The 19,769-nt window shown below is 41.5% G+C and carries 20 protein-coding genes and 1 tRNA gene; 5 read left to right on the top strand and 16 right to left on the bottom strand.

The window, feature by feature from the left end; translation table 11 throughout:
• Nucleotides 1–229 precede the first annotated feature (229 nt).
• Nucleotides 230–361 (bottom strand): hypothetical protein, encoded by a 132-nt coding sequence (locus ACEQZT_RS13480; protein WP_370089972.1) that lies wholly within the window; start codon nt 359–361, stop codon nt 230–232.
• A 387-nt stretch (nt 362–748) separates the two neighbouring features.
• On the opposite strand from ACEQZT_RS13480, the gene ACEQZT_RS13475 reads away from it, so the two are divergent.
• Complete coding sequence (locus tag ACEQZT_RS13475) at nt 749–1,171, top strand: GIY-YIG nuclease family protein (RefSeq protein ID WP_370089971.1); 423 nt, start codon at nt 749–751, stop codon at nt 1,169–1,171.
• Between the two features lie 387 nt (nt 1,172–1,558).
• Here ACEQZT_RS13475 and ACEQZT_RS13470 read toward each other — a convergent pair whose 3' ends face one another.
• From ACEQZT_RS13470 to ACEQZT_RS13460, 3 genes are read right to left on the bottom strand one after another with little or no spacing between them, the layout of a single operon-like run.
• A complete protein-coding gene (locus tag ACEQZT_RS13470; protein ID WP_370089970.1) occupies nt 1,559–1,762 on the bottom strand; it encodes a hypothetical protein in 204 nt (67 codons plus the stop codon).
• Nucleotides 1,755–2,378 (bottom strand): DUF5675 family protein, encoded by a 624-nt coding sequence (locus ACEQZT_RS13465; protein WP_370089969.1) that lies wholly within the window; start codon nt 2,376–2,378, stop codon nt 1,755–1,757. Before ACEQZT_RS13465 ends, ACEQZT_RS13470 begins: the two co-directional genes overlap by 8 nt.
• Before the next feature lie 7 nt (nt 2,379–2,385).
• Nucleotides 2,386–3,159, bottom strand: a complete 774-nt coding sequence (locus ACEQZT_RS13460) for a hypothetical protein (RefSeq protein WP_370089968.1) — start codon at nt 3,157–3,159, stop codon at nt 2,386–2,388.
• Nucleotides 3,160–3,305: 146 nt separating this feature from the next.
• On the opposite strand from ACEQZT_RS13460, the gene ACEQZT_RS13455 reads away from it, so the two are divergent.
• Nucleotides 3,306–3,500 carry a hypothetical protein gene (locus ACEQZT_RS13455; protein ID WP_370089967.1) on the top strand — a complete coding sequence of 65 codons (195 nt, stop codon included), beginning with the start codon at nt 3,306–3,308 and terminating at the stop codon, nt 3,498–3,500.
• Here the strand turns inward: ACEQZT_RS13455 and ACEQZT_RS13450 are convergent.
• Both ACEQZT_RS13450 and ACEQZT_RS13445 read right to left on the bottom strand, forming a co-directional pair.
• Nucleotides 3,490–4,734, bottom strand: coding sequence for a site-specific integrase (locus tag ACEQZT_RS13450; RefSeq protein ID WP_370089966.1), 1,245 nt, complete (start codon nt 4,732–4,734; stop codon nt 3,490–3,492). The genes ACEQZT_RS13455 and ACEQZT_RS13450 overlap by 11 nt on opposite strands.
• A 257-nt stretch (nt 4,735–4,991) precedes the next feature.
• A tRNA-Arg gene (locus ACEQZT_RS13445) sits at nt 4,992–5,065 on the bottom strand.
• Nucleotides 5,066–5,227: 162 nt separating this feature from the next.
• On the opposite strand from ACEQZT_RS13445, the gene ACEQZT_RS13440 reads away from it, so the two are divergent.
• On the top strand, nt 5,228–5,941 hold the full coding sequence (locus ACEQZT_RS13440; RefSeq protein ID WP_370089965.1) for an outer membrane beta-barrel protein: 714 nt from the start codon (nt 5,228–5,230) through the stop codon (nt 5,939–5,941).
• Here the strand turns inward: ACEQZT_RS13440 and ACEQZT_RS13435 are convergent.
• Complete coding sequence (locus ACEQZT_RS13435) at nt 5,938–6,540, bottom strand: hypothetical protein (RefSeq protein WP_370089964.1); 603 nt, start codon at nt 6,538–6,540, stop codon at nt 5,938–5,940. The genes ACEQZT_RS13440 and ACEQZT_RS13435 overlap by 4 nt on opposite strands.
• An 8-nt stretch (nt 6,541–6,548) precedes the next feature.
• Nucleotides 6,549–7,982 carry an RNA polymerase factor sigma-54 gene (rpoN, locus tag ACEQZT_RS13430; RefSeq protein WP_370089963.1) on the bottom strand — a complete coding sequence of 478 codons (1,434 nt, stop codon included), beginning with the start codon at nt 7,980–7,982 and terminating at the stop codon, nt 6,549–6,551.
• 148 nt (nt 7,983–8,130) lie between these two features.
• Here rpoN and asnS point away from each other — a divergent pair, with 148 nt between their 5' ends.
• Nucleotides 8,131–9,585 carry an asparagine--tRNA ligase gene (asnS, locus tag ACEQZT_RS13425; RefSeq protein ID WP_370089962.1) on the top strand — a complete coding sequence of 485 codons (1,455 nt, stop codon included), beginning with the start codon at nt 8,131–8,133 and terminating at the stop codon, nt 9,583–9,585.
• Between the two features lie 56 nt (nt 9,586–9,641).
• Entirely contained in the window at nt 9,642–10,460 is an 819-nt protein-coding gene (locus ACEQZT_RS13420; protein WP_370089961.1) for a sterol desaturase family protein, read from the top strand.
• On the opposite strand, the gene ACEQZT_RS13415 is transcribed toward ACEQZT_RS13420, so the two are convergent.
• The 8 genes from ACEQZT_RS13415 to ACEQZT_RS13380 form a co-directional block, all read right to left on the bottom strand.
• Nucleotides 10,461–13,109, bottom strand: a complete 2,649-nt coding sequence (locus tag ACEQZT_RS13415; protein WP_370089960.1) for an ABC transporter permease — start codon at nt 13,107–13,109, stop codon at nt 10,461–10,463.
• Nucleotides 13,099–13,428 carry a PadR family transcriptional regulator gene (locus tag ACEQZT_RS13410; protein ID WP_370089959.1) on the bottom strand — a complete coding sequence of 110 codons (330 nt, stop codon included), beginning with the start codon at nt 13,426–13,428 and terminating at the stop codon, nt 13,099–13,101. The genes ACEQZT_RS13415 and ACEQZT_RS13410 overlap by 11 nt, the downstream gene beginning before the upstream one ends.
• Nucleotides 13,429–13,549: 121 nt before the next feature.
• The gene (locus ACEQZT_RS13405; protein WP_370089958.1) at nt 13,550–14,152 is read right to left on the bottom strand and encodes a porin family protein; all 603 of its coding nucleotides are present in this window, start codon (nt 14,150–14,152) and stop codon (nt 13,550–13,552) included.
• A 90-nt stretch (nt 14,153–14,242) separates the two neighbouring features.
• Complete coding sequence (locus tag ACEQZT_RS13400; protein WP_370089957.1) at nt 14,243–15,148, bottom strand: hypothetical protein; 906 nt, start codon at nt 15,146–15,148, stop codon at nt 14,243–14,245.
• Nucleotides 15,149–15,160: 12 nt separating this feature from the next.
• Nucleotides 15,161–15,325, bottom strand: a complete 165-nt coding sequence (locus ACEQZT_RS13395) for a hypothetical protein (protein WP_370089956.1) — start codon at nt 15,323–15,325, stop codon at nt 15,161–15,163.
• Between the two features lie 11 nt (nt 15,326–15,336).
• Nucleotides 15,337–15,840 carry a hypothetical protein gene (locus ACEQZT_RS13390; protein ID WP_370089955.1) on the bottom strand — a complete coding sequence of 168 codons (504 nt, stop codon included), beginning with the start codon at nt 15,838–15,840 and terminating at the stop codon, nt 15,337–15,339.
• A 124-nt stretch (nt 15,841–15,964) separates the two neighbouring features.
• Nucleotides 15,965–17,323, bottom strand: a complete 1,359-nt coding sequence (locus ACEQZT_RS13385; protein WP_370089954.1) for a sigma-54-dependent transcriptional regulator — start codon at nt 17,321–17,323, stop codon at nt 15,965–15,967.
• The gene (locus ACEQZT_RS13380; RefSeq protein WP_370089953.1) at nt 17,323–19,713 is read right to left on the bottom strand and encodes a hybrid sensor histidine kinase/response regulator; all 2,391 of its coding nucleotides are present in this window, start codon (nt 19,711–19,713) and stop codon (nt 17,323–17,325) included. The genes ACEQZT_RS13385 and ACEQZT_RS13380 overlap by 1 nt, the downstream gene beginning before the upstream one ends.
• Nucleotides 19,714–19,769 lie beyond the last annotated feature (56 nt).

Below are 19,769 nucleotides of genomic sequence, written 5' to 3'. Positions count from 1 at the left end.
TTTCAGTGGCTATCGCCAGCCTGTCATGCCATCTGCTTTGGCTGCCATCTTCCTCACGGCAGTTCTCCCTGTTCTGGGAGCAGGCCTCTAAGCCAATCTATTTCGGAAGCATCGAGAGAATCCACCCACAAGCACCCACAGAACCCTCGATCTCTTCCTTCAATATCCATCCGCCCGTCCAGCTCCCAGTCCAGTCACTGCCCGTGTTTAGGCTCGCCTGCGGGCTCAGTCAGATAGGATCAGCCCCACCACCTTCCCTCAATCCAAAGCTGATCCACACCACCAGTCGTCCTCCTTTCAGTCCGGTCTTTTTCTGGCAGGCTTCCTTCGCACTCGCACTCCACTCAGGATGTGCCTCCACTGCGTTCCGGCCACCTTCGCTCCGTTGACGGCTCGCAGCGCATAGGCCGTCCGCAAGCTGAAGGCTCTTTTACCTGCATTCAATACAAATTACCCAGTTTTGGGTATTGATGTTATGTATTATTACAGATACCTTAGTTGCTCTACTTTAATTCACATCAATTATGGCTGATTATTATGTAAACAACAATACCGATGACAATGGCGATCATGAAGTTCACAAATCAGGTTGCCATGTGATGCCTTCAAACAAAAAGTACCTAGGTGATTTCTCTAACTGCTGGCAAGCAGTAGCCGAAGCTAAAAAGCACTATACCCAAACTAACGGTTGCTGGCATTGTTCACGCGAGTGCCATACGCAATAATTGAAATCTAAATCCTTATCACGATGGCTGAAAAGACTTATAATCAAGAATTCAATGGTTACAGACGAGAGCCTAATATCAAATCTCTTTCTAACGAACCCGGTGTTTACGGTGTTTATCGTTGTAAATACAATGAAAAAGGAAAAACGGTAACTCTAATCCAACTATTGTACATAGGTAAAGCTGATGACCTTAATAAAAGGATCAATAATCATGAAGATTGGGATGTTTGGCGCAGAAAGTTGAAATCAGGAGAACAAATTTGTTTTTGCTACTCCTTTGTTGATAAGTCTAATAATGAAAGAGTTGAAGCTGCTTTGATAAATTCGAATCAACCACCTTTAAACATAGAATACAAGGATTCATTTCCTTATGACAAGACCACAGTAAACTGTACCGGTAACCATGAGTTCATTAAAAAGAAGAACGTAGTAAATCGGAAGTAAAAAAGTCAATCAAAAATAAGTGGCTCCACGCCCCCAGCCACACCAATTAAAATTGCAATGCCGGCACATCCCTCGCTGAACCAAAGCCTTGCATTTTACCCACGCCATTTCTCAAGCAAGCTTTCTTTTTTTTCTTTTTTTCTTTTAGAAATGAATTATATGGAAGGCTTTTTCAATCACATGAATCCATCAGTTATCACAAGTGTCCTGGGTAGAATGAATCAACAGGAGTTTGAGGAATGTTTGGAGTTTATCAAGGACAAAGCATTAAATCTACCTGTGGGTAATAAGAGGAGGATGTACATTAGGTTGTTCGTCTGGTGCCAGGCACATCAAGTAAATAACTTCCCAAAAAATGAGCCCTCATTATTTTGAGGGCTTTGGTTTTTACTCTGCAGTATCTCTTTTCCTCCTCGAGGATCTGACCAGCCACTTAAGAAGTACCGAAATTGTGAAACTTACAATTGCTCCGACGGTGGCCAAAATCACTGTCCGAAGAATGTCTCCGGCATCTATGTTCATAACCACACTTAAGAGTGTTCCACCTACAGTCCCTGCTTTTGTACCTGATGCTATTTGATGATCACTCATCTTCCTCACATTTATCATCGACTGCTGTTTGACTAACAGCACCGAGTACTGTTCCACCAGCCACCAGGTAGCCACCAACAGTGACAATACCTGCAGGTAGTGCAATTGGAGATGCCAGGATTGCTCCACCAGCTGCAGCCAGACTTAACCCAATAGTTCTAAGCACCTTAAAAAATTTAGGAGTGGGTGCCTTCACTCTATCTACAACGTTCATATCGATTTGCTTTTGAATAGTTAGAATCACCTCCTGGTCACGATCCAAAACTTCAAAGAGGAGGGTTTGAAGTTTCTCTGTAGCCTTTTGAGATAAAGACCCGATTCCTGGAGCATCTAATTTGCTCACTGGAGCAATGCATCCTTTCAGTTCTTTCAGGGCATTGTTGGCTGGATGTAATAAAATGCCTGATCTGTCAGGCACCTGTTCCAAGATCAAATGGTTTCCCCGGGCCTTTGTGAATCGTTTTCTTATCTCATAAGATCCCTCAGGAATACAGGAAACATTCCTGCGGTTTTGAAGCCAGGGAAGCTCTATGGTGAAGCAGACCAGCTGCTTCCCATAGTAGAGCTTCCCATTAGTTCCATTCTCATGGTAGGTTCTTTTCAGAATGACTTCCATGTGTCACTTACTCCGCTGGTGCTTGAACGAATTGATCAATCCCCACAATAGCCAGTGGATTGTAGGATCCATTTTTCAATGGATACATCACGCCGTTCACCTCTTGCAAGAAGTCAATACCCAATACCAGGAAGATATCCAGCTCACTACCTGCAGAAAGGTTCACAGCCAAATCCAGTTGGTTGACCACATCCGGTCCAATGACCAATTCACCGCTATCCTCTTGCTGAAACTCAAACGTTTCAGTTTCAAAATCAACACCGGCAGCACCTACCAAAAACTTCATATGCGTCGCACCTGAAGGAAAGGCAATAGTGTTACCTGGAATGAAATCTGGAATCGTCACGCCACATGCCCCGGATGCTCTATCAATCTGCGATTGATACGGCGCATACATCGTAGCACCTAGCTTCCCATTAGCATTGAAATCAAACCCACCGAGGAGGTTCAAATCACCTTCGGCGATTGACCTTTGTCCCCGTGCACTGTTCGTGTCGGTTTTGATTATTCGAAGCAGCTCTTTAGTCAACCTACTGGTGACTTTAGAGTCAGAAGCGTTCTGCAAAAGCAGCCGCAGTGCGTTTCTCAGGATCTTTCCGGCTTTACCAGCACGTCCAAATTCTGAACCGTTTTCACGGGTCCTTTGGAAGGCCGGATCATTGCGGATTCGATCACCGTCCACGCCACCTTTTTCTCTGGCTAAATAGCCATCTTTTGATTTGTAAAAGGACACATCCCCGATGGTTCCCTTTAGTTTAATGATACCCTTTTGTCGAGCCATAACATGTAAAAAATTTGGTTAATGGCTGAAAAAACGCATATTTAAAAAGAGATGACAACTACCGTATTCCGGCTTTGATAGCATCTGACACTTATTGCCGAAGATGCCTCATGGATAAAGCATAGATGGAGTATGAAAGACGCTAAATGAAGCTAAAACGAATCATAATCTACCCGAAGGATATTCAGCGCATCACTGGCAAAAGTGAGCGCTACGGTAGGCTAATTATTAAACGAATTAAAGAAGAATTAAAAAAAGATGATCACCAACTGGTGACCATCCATGAGTTTTCGCTTTATTCTGGAATTGATCAGAAACTCATTGAAGAGTTTATTGATTGACAGCTTTTCCAAATCCACTTGCGCCAAGTTTATCCTTCAAAGCTTTCATGTCCTCACTCACTTTTTCCTGAACCACTTTCGCATAAATCTGAGTGGTCTTTAAATTTTTATGGCCGAGCATACTACCCACAGATTCAATGGCTACTCCATTCGATAAAGTCACCGTAGTTGCAAAGGTGTGTCTGGCCATGTGAAAAGTGATGTGCTTTTTGATACCACACACGATAGCTACTTCTTTCAAGTAGGCATTCATTTTCTGATTGGATATCACCGGCAACAGCTTTCCGGAGTTTACAACTTCCGGATGATTTTCATACTTCTTCACAATCTCATCAGCCACGGGTAGGAGAGGTACATTGGAAGCTGAGCCTGTTTTGGTTCGATCCACAAAAATCCAATATTCACCGTCAAGGCCTTTAGAGATATTGTCCCGGGTAAGCTTCTTCACATCGGAGTATGACAAGCCAGTATAGCAGCAGAATAAGAAGATGTCCCGGACTTGCTCCAATCTTTGGAACTCGAACTCACCCTTGTATAGAGAGCTGAGCTCTTCTTTAGTCAGGTATCCCTTCTTCACTTCTTTCATTGTCATTTCGAATCGAGCAAAAGGATCCTTTTCTAACCACTCATTCTTGATTGCCATCAAGATGATCTTCTTCATTTGCTTGATGTATTTGATGGCCGTATTGTGCCCAATGTTCCTGACTGTTTTCAAATACATTTCATACTCAGCTGCGAATGAATAGTTGAGATCCTTTAAAGCAAAATCCTCCTGTCCAAATTGATGCTTTATGAATGCTTCTGCCTGTCGATAAGCACACTTGTATCTTTCCAGGGTTCCAGCAGAATACTGCTTTCCTACTTGAGCTTCAATTTGATTGTTGTGATGTCTGAATAACTCAAGTAAGTAGTGTTGTTTGTTCGTTTTGCCCAGGAATATATTCTTGATTGTAGCAGATGAGACGTACTGATTGTTCTCATTTAATTGATCAAAGATCTTTTCTAGCTTAACAATCATCTTGTTCAAGTGACTATTTATAGTTCTAGCCTCCTCCGTATTCCCTCTAATCCGACCTGAATTGACGTTCCATTTCTCAGGAGACGTCTTCTTTCCAGTCGATATTTCAGCTCTTTTACCATCCACAGTCACCCTTGCCCAGATCGGAGCTTCACCATTCTTTTTACTGATTTTCTGCGTTTGTAACCAGAATAGGACACTGAATGTATGTTGCATAATTGAAATGATTAAAATTGAACTTTATTGAGCAATTTGGGGTGGATCAGAACCCTTGATCCCTATATAAATATACTCAAAAAGCATCAATATACCTCTTTTTGATGCATAAAAGGATATTCGGTGACCAATTATTGAGGTAACCGAATAGGTCACCAATAATATGAAAATACTTAGATAGTTTGGATAGGCTATTAAATAAAAAACCCCTCATACATTTAATATGAGGGGTTATGAACAATTTGATGTTCTAAAAGTGAACTCGGAGGGATTCGAACCCCCAATCTCCTGGGCCGTAACCAGGTGCATTATCCAGTTGTGCTACGAGTCCAACAGGAGCGCAAAAGTAACAATTATGCTTTAAAATTTTCGTTACTGCTCCATGATTCTATCTTTGCCGAAATTTTTCTAACAGGGGCTTTCATCATTTAACATTCATTAAGAACTTAAAAAGAGAAAAAGCCACTTCTTTGCAGGAAACATGATAAGAAATATGAGATATGTATACGGGGTGCTATTTACACTCTTGGTAATGACAGCTAGTGCACAGGATGGGGGCTTCAAGCGTCCAGACATTCCTGGAGAGTTGATGGTGGATGTGGGATTTAATGTGTGGTCTTCTATGCCAGGTGCTCTTGAGCGCAAAACATGGTCTTCAAAGTCAATAGCTCTGTACTATACCAAGCGAAAGCCATTGAGCGGGAAGTTGTCTTTCAACTACGGAGTGGGATTAGGTTTGGAAAAAATGAGTCTTGGAGATTCATCAACTTTGATTAGCAATCGACTTGTTGGATCTGGCACCAATCAAACTTTAGAACCGGTTTTGATTTCTCCATTATCAGATACCCTGGCATTTAGCAAAAACAAACTAGCAACCACTTATTTGGATATTCCTGTAGAGTTCAGGTTTCATCCAATGGGTACCGAAGATGGCGAAGGTTTATTTGTTGGTGTGGGTGGGATCGTTGGGTTGAGATTGAACAGCCACATCAAGCAGAAGTATGATTATCAGGGAGAGACGGTTCGAGATAAAGTTTCTGGAAAATATAATCTAAACTCATTCAGATACGGATACCAGGTAAGATTTGGTTTTAGAGGAGTTCACTTCTTCTACAAAAGATTTGTATCAGATGTATTCAAGGATTCATTCCAGGATGGAACCAGCCCCGTGTTGACCACCGTAGGCATCAACGTTACCGGATTCTAAAGAAAAATAATGATGGTCAGGAAGCTGTACACAAAACCAAGTATAGCACCTGACCACACTTCTTTCGGTTGGTGATAGCCCAAATACAATCTGCTAGTGCTGGTGATACCAGCTGCCAAAATCAAAAAGTAGAAGTACCAGCCGGGATTTACTCCCATACTCAGTATTAACGCACTTACAAACCCAACACCGCTCCAGGTAGCCGCTGCGTGAATGCTAATTTTAAACCAGGCAGTAATAATCAGTAAGAGAACGATAAGGACAGATACACCTATCATGACTGTCATAAACACCGGGCCCATTTCCAGTTTTTCTCCGAAAAGATACGAGGAGGCTGCATAGTACAGCGCAATAAAGATAAAAGGACGTATTCGCTCACTTCTTGTGGTTAATTCCAGATTGGAGATGTATGAAAATGTCCGCAAGAGAAAGATGCTGAGAGCGGGCATGATGCATGTGGTAATGAATATGACCAGAATAAATTGTGGTATTAGTTGAGGCATCACCCTGGGAAAAAGCTCAGGTGCTTTGGTAAAAAGCACAGCGCTGAGGTAGGTGGCCATGAGCAGTGGATGAAACACCACCGAGACTATCTTCATTATGATTCTCAAAGTTCCTTTCTGAGGCGCGCCACAGGTATATTTAACTGTTCCCTATATTTCGCTACGGTCCTCCTAGCGATGTTGTAGCCGCACTCCTTCAGTGCTTTCTCTAGTTTTTCGTCCGAAAGAGGCTTGGACTTGTCCTCCTCATCGATAAATGACTTTAGCTTACTTTTTACTTCCCGGCTGCTTACATCCTCACCTGAATCTGTAGCAATACCTTCTGAAAAGAAGTATTTCAGAGGAAAAACGCCAAATTCGGTTTGTACTGACTTACTGCTGGCTACCCTGGAAACTGTAGAGATATCCATGTTGATTCTATCGGCGATATCCTTTAGAATCATAGGTTTCAATTTACTCTCATCACCTTCCAGAAAATACTCATACTGGAAGTCTATGATGGCCTGCATAGTATTTAGAAGTGTATTTTGCCGCTGACGGATCGCATCAATAAACCACTTGGCAGAGTCCAGTTTCTGCTTGATGAAGGAAACTGTCTCCTTAAGCTTTTTATCTTTTTTGTCACTCTTGTCATAAGCCTGGAGCATCTCAGAGTAAGACCGACTCACCTTTAGCTGTGGCGCATTTCGGGAATTGAGGGAGAGCTCAAGCTTGTCGTCATTATTGACTAAAATAAAATCAGGAATCACGTACTGAGTCTTGGCCACCTCGTCACCTGTTCCGCCTGGTTTCGGGTTGAGTTTGGTAATTAGATAGATCGCCTCTCTTAGCAAGTCTTCGTCTTCGATCCCTAGCTTTCGGGAAATTTTATCGTAATGCTTCTTTGAAAACTCATTGAAGCAATTGTCAATGATCCTTCGTGCAATCTGAACAACTTCATTGTCGTCATCTTTCCTCTCCAACTGAAGAGACAGACACTCCTGAAGGTTTCTTGCTCCAATACCTGCCGGGTCAAATGTTTGAATTTTATAGAGCAGACTTTCCAGCTCTTCTTCATCTGTTTCCACTCCCTGAGAGAATGCAAGATCATTCACAATTGCCTCAATTTCTCTCCGAATGTATCCATCAGAATCGATGCTTCCGATCAACTGTCGGCCTAAAATTTCCTGTCGCTCATCAAGTTTCAAATAGCCAAGCTGTGAGATGAGATGCTCATGGAGTGTTTTCCCCATTGAGATAGGTGACTCTTTGTCTTCCTCATCTGGGTTTCTTCCATCACCTTGCATTTTGTAGCCGGCATAGTCATCCTGAAGATAATCTTCGATTCCCTCGGTGGCACTCTCATATTCATCCTCATAATCATCCGCCTGATCATCAGGACTCTCTTCTTTTCCTTCTTCCAGTGCGGGGTTTATCTCTAACTCCTCCTCAACACGTGCTTCCAACTCTGCCGTAGGTACTTGCAAGAGCTTAATAAACTGTATCTGCTGTGGAGACAGTTTCTGCTGAAGCGATTGAGTAAGAGAGAGTTTTTGCATTCTTTAATCCTAATCTTTTTCTCAGAGTCACCTCTGAGGTGTTATAGTTAGCAAAGTCTTTTCTGATAGGCAAGCCTAAAAGCAAAAGGCCTCACTATGTGAGTCAAAAATATCACATTCGTTACTTTTGCGGCGCAAATATTTAACGATGGTGGATAAAATTAGAAGAACAAAAATCAGGCAAATTCTTACAGATGGAAAATCTGGAGAGGAATTATGTGTAAAAGGTTGGGTAAGGACAAAACGTGAAAGTAAAAATGTAGCGTTTGTGGCCTTGAATGATGGTTCTACTATCAATAATTTGCAATTGGTTTTAGATGTGCCAAAGACGGACGAAAAGGTACTCCGAAAGATCACCACTGGTGCAAGTATTTCAGTAATTGGGAAACTAGCGGAATCTCAGGGTGCTGGCCAGGCTTTTGAAGTTTTGGTAGAAAAAATAGAGGTGCTTGGAGAAGCTGATCCGGAGGTATATCCACTTCAGCCAAAAAGACACTCGCTTGAGTTTTTGAGAGAGATTGCTCATTTGCGTCCTCGCACAAATACTTTCGGGGCTATTTTGAGGGTGCGTCATGAGATGGCTTATGCACTTCATTCATTTTTTCATAAAAAAGGATTTTTAAATCTACATACTCCAATCCTCACTGCATCCGATGCTGAGGGAGCAGGGGAGACCTTCAGAGTGACCACATTGGATCTCAACAATGTCCCTAAAAATGACGAAGGAGAAGTTGACTACAAGCAGGACTTTTTCGAAAAGGAGACAAACCTGACCGTTTCAGGACAGCTGGAAGGAGAGCTTGCGGCATTGGCTGTATCTGAGATTTACACCTTTGGCCCTACCTTTCGAGCCGAAAACAGCAACACCACTCGCCACCTGGCAGAGTTCTGGATGGTAGAGCCAGAGATGGCATTTTACGATCTGGATGATACGATGGATTTGGCTGAGGAAATGCTGAAATATGTGGTGAAACATGCTTTAGACAACTGTCAGGATGACTTGGCATTTTTAAACAAACGAGCCGAAGATGAGGAAAAGACTAAACCTCAAAATCAACGAAGTGAAATGTCACTCCTGGAAAGACTTCAATTTGTAGCGGACAATGATTTTGAGCGGCTGTCATATACTGATGCCATTGAAATCCTGAAGAGGTCGAAACCGAATCAGAAGAAGAAATTTCAGTATTTGATCGATGAATGGGGAGCAGATCTTCAATCGGAGCATGAGCGATTTTTGGTGGAGAAACATTTCAAAAAGCCTGTGATACTATTTAACTACCCGAAAAACATCAAGGCTTTTTATATGCGCCAGAATGATGACAATAAGACCGTAGCGGCCATGGATGTACTTTTCCCTGGTATTGGAGAGATCGTTGGAGGCTCTCAGCGTGAGGAGCGTCTATCCAATCTGGAGACTCGTATGGATGAAATGAACATCCCGAAAGAGGAACTTTCCTGGTATCTGGATACCAGAAGGTTTGGAACGGTTCCCCACAGTGGATACGGTCTTGGATTTGAGCGAATGATACAGTTTGTGACTGGTATGGGTAACATTCGTGACGTAATCCCATTCCCACGTACACCGGGCAACTGCGAGTTCTAATAGCAAACATTTCAAGTCCTCTGTTGTATATTCGTTAATGATTTAACCAGTATACTATGGAGGATTTCCTGTCTGTTTTTGAGAATATGCCAGCCATCCAAAAGCTAATTTGGGTTGCCGGTTGTTTGCTTTTTGTGTGGATTCTGGAGGCACTCATACCTCTGGTTCGTCACGATTACAAGAAGTGGAAACACGACGGTATCAACCTGATTTTTTTATCCTTTTCTTTAGTGATCAATGTCATCGTAGGACTTGCCACAGTTGGGGTTTTCTTTTGGGTGAGTGAGTCCAATATTGGTATTCTGCAAATGGTCGAATTGCCATTATGGACTGAGCTGCTCATTGCAGTAATGGCGCTGGATTTTATTGCACAGTATGTGGTGCATTATATGCTTCACCGGGTAAAGTGGATGTGGAAGTTTCACATGGTTCACCATAGTGACACCAAAGTAGATGCAACTACAGGAACCCGACACCACCCTGGGGATTATTTACTGAGGGAGTGTTTTGCAATAGCGACTGTGATTGTTTTCGGTATTCCTGTTTCTTTTTATGTGTTCTATCGTATTTGCACGATTTTCTTCACCTACATTTCACATGCTAATATCTCATTGCCACTTTGGTTGGATAAGCCACTAAGTCTGATGTTTATTACTCCTAATGTTCACAAGTTTCATCATCATTTTGAACGTCCATGGACCGATACCAACTTCGGGAATATCTTTTCTTTGTGGGATCGAATCTTTGGGACATACGTCTACGATGATCCTCGCAAAATCAAGTATGGTCTGGATGTAGCCGACGAAACCAAAGATGAAAGCATCAGCTATCAGCTTGGGCTGCCTCTGAATAAGAGTATAAAGACCGACTACTGATCATTCATATTTCAGCGTATCCACTGGGTTTATGAGCGATGCTTTCATTGCATGATAGGCCACCGTCACAATGGAGATTAGGAATGTGATGATTCCCGCTATGATAAATGGCCATACCTCGATGTTTATCCTAAACGCGAATCCATTCAGCCACTCGTTTAAAAAATAATAGGAGAGTGGAATGGCAATAAGAAAAGCAACCCCGATTAGTATCATAAACTCCCTGGAAAGGAGCGCCATAATTTGAGAAGTATTTATCCCCAGAACTTTTCTCACTCCAATTTCTTTGGTGCGTTGCTCTACGCTGAATGTTGCCAGACCAAATAATCCCAGACATGCTACAAGGATAGCAAGTAAAGAAAATACCAATGTTACACTACTCAGTTTTTGCTCAGATTTATAAGAATCATTCAATCGATCGTCTAGGAAGAAGAAATCAAATGGTCGCTCAGGCATGACTGATAGCCAGGCTTTTTCTAAATCAGAAACAGCATTTTGAGTTTGTCTACCATCAATTTTTACTGCCACGTATTTGATAAATAAGTTGAATGCGCCAGGGTTTGTATTCAGCGTAATCACTAATGGGGCAATAGGATGATGCTTGGAGGCAAAGTTGTAGTCTTGCACCACTCCAACAATTTGACCTCTAAATTCTCCCTTGAACTTAAAGCGTTTACCGATAGCTTCCTCAGCACTCCACCCAAGCGTTTTTGCCATGGTTTCATTAATGACAAGCGCTAGCGAATCATCTGTTTGTATGGTTTGATCATATGCTCTTCCAGCAGCTAAGGGTATGTTCATTGTGGAAATAAACTCATGTCTTACATTGAATCGCGGAAAAGGTTTAGACTCTTCCATCCCTTCAAACTGATAGTTACCTACTTGAAATTTCGCTCCAACTATTTCTTCGACAGCCGTCATAGAGCGTATGTATGGGCTTTGCAAAGCAGTTGTTTTAAAATTCTCGTAGTGATGACCCATCGGGGATTGTATCACAGGAACCATCACGACATTCTCATCATTGAATCCGGCATCTTTGTTTTGAAGGAAATCCAGCTGGTTCAGCACGATGATTGTTCCGATGATCAACATGATAGATATGGAGAATTGTGACGTTACAAGAATTCTCCTGAAGTTTAATCCGCTGGTTTTTAGGTGCCCGTTTTTCAAGACAAGTACTGTTTTGAAGGAGGATAGCACAAATGCAGGATAGAATCCAGACAGCAAACCAATGATAAGTCCTGAACCAATCAATCCAAACAAGAAAAAAGGCTCTAACAAAACTGAAAGAGGAACAGATTTTTCTGTGAGCAGGTTGAATGCAGGTAAAACCAAAGCCACAATAGCCACTGCAACCAAAAGTGAAACAAAAGTCAGAAGGATAGACTCAATGATGAATTGATTGATGAGTTGTGATTTGGCACTGCCCAAGGATTTTCTCACCCCTACCTCTTTAGCTCGTTTGTTTGCTCTGGCAGTGCTTAAGTTGATAAAGTTTATAGAGGCAATGAGCAACACAAAAATGGCAACCATGCCGAAGATGTATACATTCTTCACGTCACTATTGGCAGCAATTTCATAGTCAAGTTTGCTATGCAGATGAATGTCTTCAATTGGCTGAAGCTGTAGTGTGATGTCATCCTTAACAAAATCAGGAAAGTACTTTTGGACGAAATCCGGGAATTGGGCTTCAAATTCTTCTTTGCTCGTATTTTCTTCCAGAACTATGTAGGTCCAGCATGGATTCCAATACCATGTAGTGGGGTATCCGCCACCAAAGTTTTGTTTCAAGCTGGAAAACGAAACAACAAAATCTATTTGGAAATGAGCGTTTTTGGGTGTGTCTTCCATCACACCAGTGACCAACAGATTTTTATTACCCTGAAACTCCAGTGTTTTGCCCATTGGATCTTCCTCGACAAAATATTTTTTAGCCATCGATCGTGTGATGATGATGGAATTAGGCTCATCCAGAGCAGTTTCTTTGTTCCCGGCTATAAGTTTAAAATCAAAAACATCGAAGAAGGTAGAATCCGCAAAGAAGATATTTGATTCGTTAAAACCTTTATCAGCAGCTTTGTTTGCCAGCGCCAGAGATGGGGATTGGAAGTTGAAAAACCGGACCATGTGTTCTACCTGTCGCTCAAAATCGTTTTTAAGTGCCGGTCCGGAAGGAAATGGCAGAGAGGCTGAGTGCTCACCTACACCCTCGCTTTCAAATTTTTCAACCACCCGATAGGTTCGGTGGGATTTGCTGTGAAATTTATCGTAGCTCAGTTCATCGTTGATGTACATCAGGATGAGGATGGAGCAAGCTATACCAATGGCAAGTCCACTTACATTGAGTGTAGAGTAAACTTTTTGCTTGATAAAGTTTCTGTAGGTGATTTTTAAATAATTCTTGATCATCGCAATTTGATTTGAGTTTTGATGTCTTTTTTTGAAAGCAAAGGGCCTGCAGAGTCCTAGAATATCAATGAGAAATAGAAAATCGGCCTTCCATTTTTTGGTGCGCTGAATGCGCTCTTCGTATAGCTCGTATACATCTCCTCTCAGTATTTCCAACTGGTCTTCATGACAAAACCAGCAGAGGAATGCGTCTGGCCACTTTGGAGGGCAATATTTGTTTTTAGTGCCTTTAGCCTGCATAGCTAGTTTTGGGAAGGGTGTGATAAAGAGATGTTCTCAGCTGGTAGGATTGATCCAATGCCTTGCGACCAAAAGCAGTGATTTCATAGAATCGCTTCCTTCTCCCACCTCTCTCTGTAGTAGCACCACCTTCATGTGAATGAATGAATCCTTTCCTTTCCAGCCGATTTAGTGCAGAATGAAGAGCACCAATACTTGGATTTCGCTTTGTTTTTTCTTTCAGTTCATTCTTTATTGAGATGCTGTAGGCATTTTCATGGAGTGATCCTACAACCAGAAGTACTAATTCTTCAAATTCACCTAGCTGAGTATGCTTCATGGAAAAGTGATACGTTGCTTTCTTGAATTAGTTTCCTAATTGTATAACAAACTGTCTTAAAATGAAAAAGCCCATCCGCCAAAGGCAGACGAGCTTTTTTAGGTGAGGAATAAAACAAGTCTTAGAAGTCTAAAGCAACATAAAGTTGAAATACTGAATTCTTTGCATTATTGGCGGCTTCACCAGCAAAGGATCCTGACTTGCCTATTTCCCTCAATCCATAGTTATATCTTACGCCGATCTGGCTAGCATCAAAATCGATACCTACACCTCCGGCCAGGCCATAGTCGAATGTGTTAAAGTCATTTCTATCTAAAGAAGCTACTCCATTTACCGTTCCGTCAGAGTCTACATCTTTGATATTGGCTCCAACCAACACACCTATGTAAGGTCCGACATGCAGATTAAGTGCTCCTACGTGCCCTACAAAAAGAAGAGGCATTTCCAGGTAGTTTAGGTTGTATCTGTATTTACCACTACCACCCGCAAAGTTGTTGTAGGTAATCTGTGCACCTTTATTCGAGTAGTTTAGCTCAGCCTGAAATGCACCATTTGCTGCCTGATGCCACAAGCCAAGGTTTAGACCTAGTTTCATGTTCTCATCACTTACATCATCTACATAAAGGTTGGCAAAATTCACCCCGCCTTTGATACCACTTCGCTGTGCCATCAGTAGTCCGGATGTTAGTAATAGTATGCTAAAGAATATTGCTTTCGTTTTCATAATCGTATTGTTTTATTCCTTCTAAAATTGTTTTTAAAATAAGGGTTCGCAGGACGCGAACCCTTGAGTCACCACAACCCATAACTGGTCTTAGCTTTTTACAGCTACTACCAGGTATTTTGAAATTTCCCAGAACTTGTCCGGGTTTTTGATGTCTATGTACCTGATCATGTTTCCATCCTTCACGATCTCATAAGAGTCACTAGGGTGTTCCGTGATCAGATCTACTTTTTCAGCGTCCACAATCAGTCTGTTTGTGGTTCGGATATCTATCTCGCTGAATTTGTCTTTTGCAGCGTCAGGGTCCAACTCATTGGTTTTGCCAAACCAAAGGAATCCACCTTCTTTAGAGACAAGTCCATCTTCCACAAGTGACTTTTCAGAGCCGATTGCAAAAAATGCCTTGTTTAGCTTTTCTTGCTGCATGTTTATTTTAGTCATTTGAGTTTCAATAGTTCCTTCCTGAGTTTCCACTGTATACTCTAATGATTTCAAATCTGTAGTCAAGTCAGCTATCTCTACATCTTTTGCTTTCAGTTCATCTCTTAGAGATGCGATCGATAGTTTGCGATCTTCAAGCTCTTTTGAGAGCTGATTTACTCTGCTTTTAAAAGAGTTAAGATTGATGTTTGCATTGTCAAGTTTAGATACCAATCGAGCTACTGTCTCGTTTGTCTCCACGATCAGACTGTCGATCATGCTCATATCTTTTATCATTTGTTTTTTATCTGCTTTAGAAAAATCGTTTCCTCCGCTTACATCTGATAGAAGGTTTTCACGCTGCTTGATTTTATCAATCTTTGTTTCCACCCCATACATGATATCTATGATTTCATTGTAGGCAGAATCTCTCTGCTGTAGTTCCTGCTCCAGTTGCACGGATTGTACAGTGAGCTTTTCTTTCTCATCCTGCATCGATATAAACATCGCTGCAAGCCCAATGGTAATGGCCAGGCCTATCACCACTGCAAGTATGTTTTTAGTGCTAGATTTCATAACGTTTATTTTTTAGATGTTTACTTTATTAATTACTGATTTAATCCACCTTTTAAGACTCGATAGTCTGAATATCACTGGAACTCGTTCCTTATATGTGTCTCCATAGCTGCTCAGGTGAGCGATGCTGCAGACTGTAATTCCTAAAAGGATGTATGCTATTGCTATTAGTTCCATGATTCATTTGATTAAAAGGTTACTTTGATACCTAAGCCCGGGTCTAGAGCGATGAATGCATCTCCATCTGTGGCCACTTCAAAGAATGGCTTGAAATCGAGACTCATAGCTATAGGTACTTCTCGTATTTTGTATTCTATCCCGAAGATTCCATCTACTCCAAAACCTACTTCAGAGGTTTCTCTTCGGTAAATACCGTCATTTCGAATCACATCAGACTGTGTGGCTATGTGCCCGCCGATACCATAGTACCAGTTTAGTCCGGGTTCATCGAATGCCGGTGCGTATCGCTCTACCAATAAAGTGGCTGAGAAGGCATTGGGATAAAATCCGATAATACCCTCCAGAGCTTTATTGGCTCCTGTAAAATGTTTAATTGTCAATCCCGAGGTTCCTAGCCCTCGCACACCGATGGCTGTATTATAAGATGTTCCGGTTTTAAGCTGCTGCGCCATTGCCGGTGCGGCCAGAAAAACACTCAGTGTTAGGATTGCTATTGACTTATATATTTTCATAGTCGTATTTGTTTTATTCCGACTATGAATAACCAATAGGTATGCCTGTAAAGTAAAAAGCTGAAAATCAATAAGTTATAATTTTCAGCTTTTAGTTTATTTTCTCATTTTGAGAAAATATATCTTATTGAGAGGATTGACTTTCTTCCTTTAAAAGCCTGTAAATGGTAGATTGACCAATGTCTAACTTTTCGGCTACAAGCTTGATGTTATCATCGTATTTCTTGAGATAAAGATGGATGATACGCATTTGGTAATCTCGCATGCTCATCTCTTCGGTGAGTACATCAGCTAGTACGTCTTTCTGGGCAAAAGTGATGTCATCGGGTGTTATCTCATCCCCATCAGACATAACCATCGCTAGCTCGACAATAGATTTTAGTTCTCGGATATTACCTGGGAAAGAATAGTTCATCAGCTTTTGTAGGGCTTCCTTTGAGAATGCTTTAGGACTTTGTCCATTTTCTTTGGCAAAATTCACTGCAAAATGTTTTGCCAGAATGATGACATCTTTGTCTCGCTCCCTTAGTGGAGGGAGCTCAATCGGCAGGCCAAATAAGCGGTAGTACAGGTCTTCTCGGAAGTTTCCATTTTTGACCTCTTGCTGTAGATTTCTATGCGTAGCTACAATTACCCTACAGTCTACTTTGATAGGTGATGATCCGCCTACTCTGGTAATCTCTCTTTCCTGCAAGGCTCTGAGCAATTTTGCCTGAAGTGAAATTTCCATCTCACCGATTTCATCTAGAAACAGAGTGCCACCATTTGCCTGCTCAAATTTGCCGATGTGTTTGCCTGTGGCTCCTGTAAAGGACCCCTTTTCATGACCGAATAGCTCACTTTCTACCAGGTCTTTAGGAATGGCACTCATATTCACTGGGACAAAAGGCTTAGTTTTTTGCTTTCCATTATAGTGGATGGATTTAGCTACCACTTCCTTTCCTGTCCCTGTTTCACCAGTGATCATCACTGTGATGTTGGTGTTTATGGACTTTTCTATCAGCTTAAATACGCGCTTGATGCCGGCACTTTGGCCGATGATATTGGACTGAAATTCGTATTTCTTTTCTACTTCCTCTTGAAGTGACTCTACTCGAGCTTCAAGCTTCTTATTCTTTCCAAGTTTGTTTAAAACATGAATCAAACGATCCCTGATATCATCGGTTTTTGTGAGATAATCATAGGCCCCTTTTTTCAGAAGGCTGATAGCAGTTTCAATATCCTGCTGCTCGGAAATGATAATAACCTCAATCGTTGGGTCTACAGACTTAATCTTGTCAAATAGCTCAGATCCGCTATAATCGGGCAGCCTAAAGTCAAGGGTAACTAACTGAGGTTTTTCTTTTAGTTCTTTTAGCATCGACTCCCCGTCCGGGAATGCCTTTACTTGATGATCAGGATTTAAGCTTAAGGTATGAACGAGTAATTTTCGATACCAATCATCGTCCTCTACAACAAAAATTTTGAAAGACTGCTCACTCATTATTTTTTGTTTTGATGTAAATGTAATCGAAGAGCTTCAACAAGATTGAGGGTAGTTTGTTTCAGCTTTTCATATTCTGCTGAGGTCACTGGATTGCCCTTCCTCGTATTCAATTCTTGTTTTTTGAGCATATCTACTACCTCAGTAGCTTTGAAATGCCTTGCTGGTGCAATGATTTTGTGAAGAACTTCTGCAACATCTTTCCATCGCTTGTTTTGATAGTGCTGCTCCAGCTCTTCCAGATTTGCTTTGGTGCCAGTAATGAACGTCTCAACCATATCAGCTACAAACTCTTCATCGCCCATTTTTTTGAGACCTTCCAGATCAAACTCAATATTGTCTGATTGATTAGGTTCAAGTGGTTCATTGGTAGAAGTATTGGTTCCTTGCATAAGACCTAAAAGTTCATTGGTGTCAAATGGTTTTCTCATCACTTTGAATATGCCTGATTGCTTAGCTAGCTCCATGTCCTGATCAGATACTGTTGCGGTCAGACCAATAATTGTTGTGTCTTTATTGAGTCCCCCTTCTTTTTTGATCTTTTCTGCAACTTCAGGACCGTTCATTTCGGGCATTCTAAAGTCCATCAGGACTACATCATACTTCACAGCAGTCATTTTCTCATAAGCTTCAGCGCCATCTTCTGCCAAGTCGTAGGTGATGTCATGCTCTTTGAAAATTGTCATCAGTAGCTTTCTGTTAAACTCTTCATCATCGGCAATCAAAACATGCATATTGGAAAGAGTAGGTGTACTTGAAGACCTTGTGCTCTTTTCTACTGCTTTTTCATCAGCCAGTAAATATGGAATTGTTACGAAAAATGTAGTTCCTCTTCCCTCTGTGCTGTTTACTTTGATTTTTCCTCTGTGGATAGATACGAGCTTCTTGGTGATTGAGAGACCCAGACCGGTTCCTTTCTTTTTATCGTCCCTATTTACTTGCTCAAATTCATTGAAGATGTGTTTTTGATAGCTAGCGGGAATTCCTACTCCTGTGTCCATGACTTCAAAAGTCAACTGAACTCCTTTTTTGGTCATTTTCTCCTTTTTCACACTCACATAAACTCCGCCCTTTTCAGTGAATTTGATGCCATTGTAAATAAGATTCAGCAGGATTTGCCTCAACCTGTATGGATCACCAATTACCATCTTAGGTAAGTCGTGAGATTCAAACTCCAAGCGTAAATGCTTCTCATCTGCCTTATCCTCAAGGAGCTTTATGGTCTCTTCAACTAACTCTGCAGGATTGAAAGGTTTTGTTTCAAGTTTGATCTTACCGCTTTGAAGCTTTGAGAAATCAAGCACATCATTGACAATGTGTGTGAGGTGCTCTGTAGATTTATCAATGATTGATAGGTATTCTCGCTGCTCTGAATCCAGATCACTTTTCAGAAGAATTTTGGAAAACCCTCCGATAGCGTTCATCGGAGTTCTAATTTCATGGCTCATGTTGGCTAGGAATTGCTCTTTTTCCTTTGCCAGTTTCAACGCACTTTTTCTGGAAGAATCCATGGCTTCCTGATGCTTTTTGGTGCGCATAATGTAGATGATTAACACCGTAAGTGTAATTAGCAGCAGGAGTGGAATTGCCACACCGAACATGGTAACATACTTGTTGGTGCTAGCAGCTATACTACTTGCATCTGAAGTTTGGGAGCGGATTCTGTTTAGCTCCCACCTTTCCATTTCAGTTAGGAGCCCTGCAATTTTTTCCTGAATGTCCTGGTGGTCTCTTTGAAGGGTAAATTCTTTAAGTTTTTGCGCATAGGCCATTCGCTGAGATTGGCTGGCTAGAGAGTCGAGTTGCATATTGACAATGCTTTTGTACTCATCAGATCCGAGTATGTCTACGGTATCTGAAGTAATAATTGGCTCTTCCTTACTAAAAAGACTCTGCAGGAAACCTCTTTTTTTCCTGAGGATTGTATCCTCTAGAATGCGTTTTGTTTGAATGTCATTCAGCTGATTTTTCAGGTTAGCAAAAGTCTCTTCCATCGATTCATAGTCCAGGCTGGCAACCTGGCTAAGGATGGTTCCTTTGGTGAGTATAAGGTTTCGCAGTGAGTCAATGAAAAAAAGAATCTGAGGCTCCTGATTTTCGGCCTTTAATGTGTCCAATATGGATACAGAGGCGGCAATGCTTTCACGGAAGTTGTCCATGTGGATTTGTTCGCCTGTATAAACGAATCGCTCAACAGTATGCTCCACTTCCTGAAGCTCGAGTGAAATGTTATTGAGAAGTAAGAGATTAACGTTAGGCTGTGATTCCTTTTCAAGCGTACCAATGATTTGATTGATATTCTTATACGCCAAAAAACCGATAAGCGACACACCAACGGTTAATACTATAAGGATTGATCCCAGTATATATGGGAATCTGTTTCTTTTCAAAGATGTTTTTTTGGACAAAGGTGGAAATGTTTGTGGTAACTAAAAAAGGGGGCAAA

It is taken from the genome of Ekhidna sp. (genome assembly GCF_964218185.1).
Classification (GTDB): domain Bacteria; phylum Bacteroidota; class Bacteroidia; order Cytophagales; family Cyclobacteriaceae; genus Ekhidna.
Note: the sequence above shows the minus strand (reverse complement) of the source record. Positions and strands in the feature narration are given on the sequence as shown.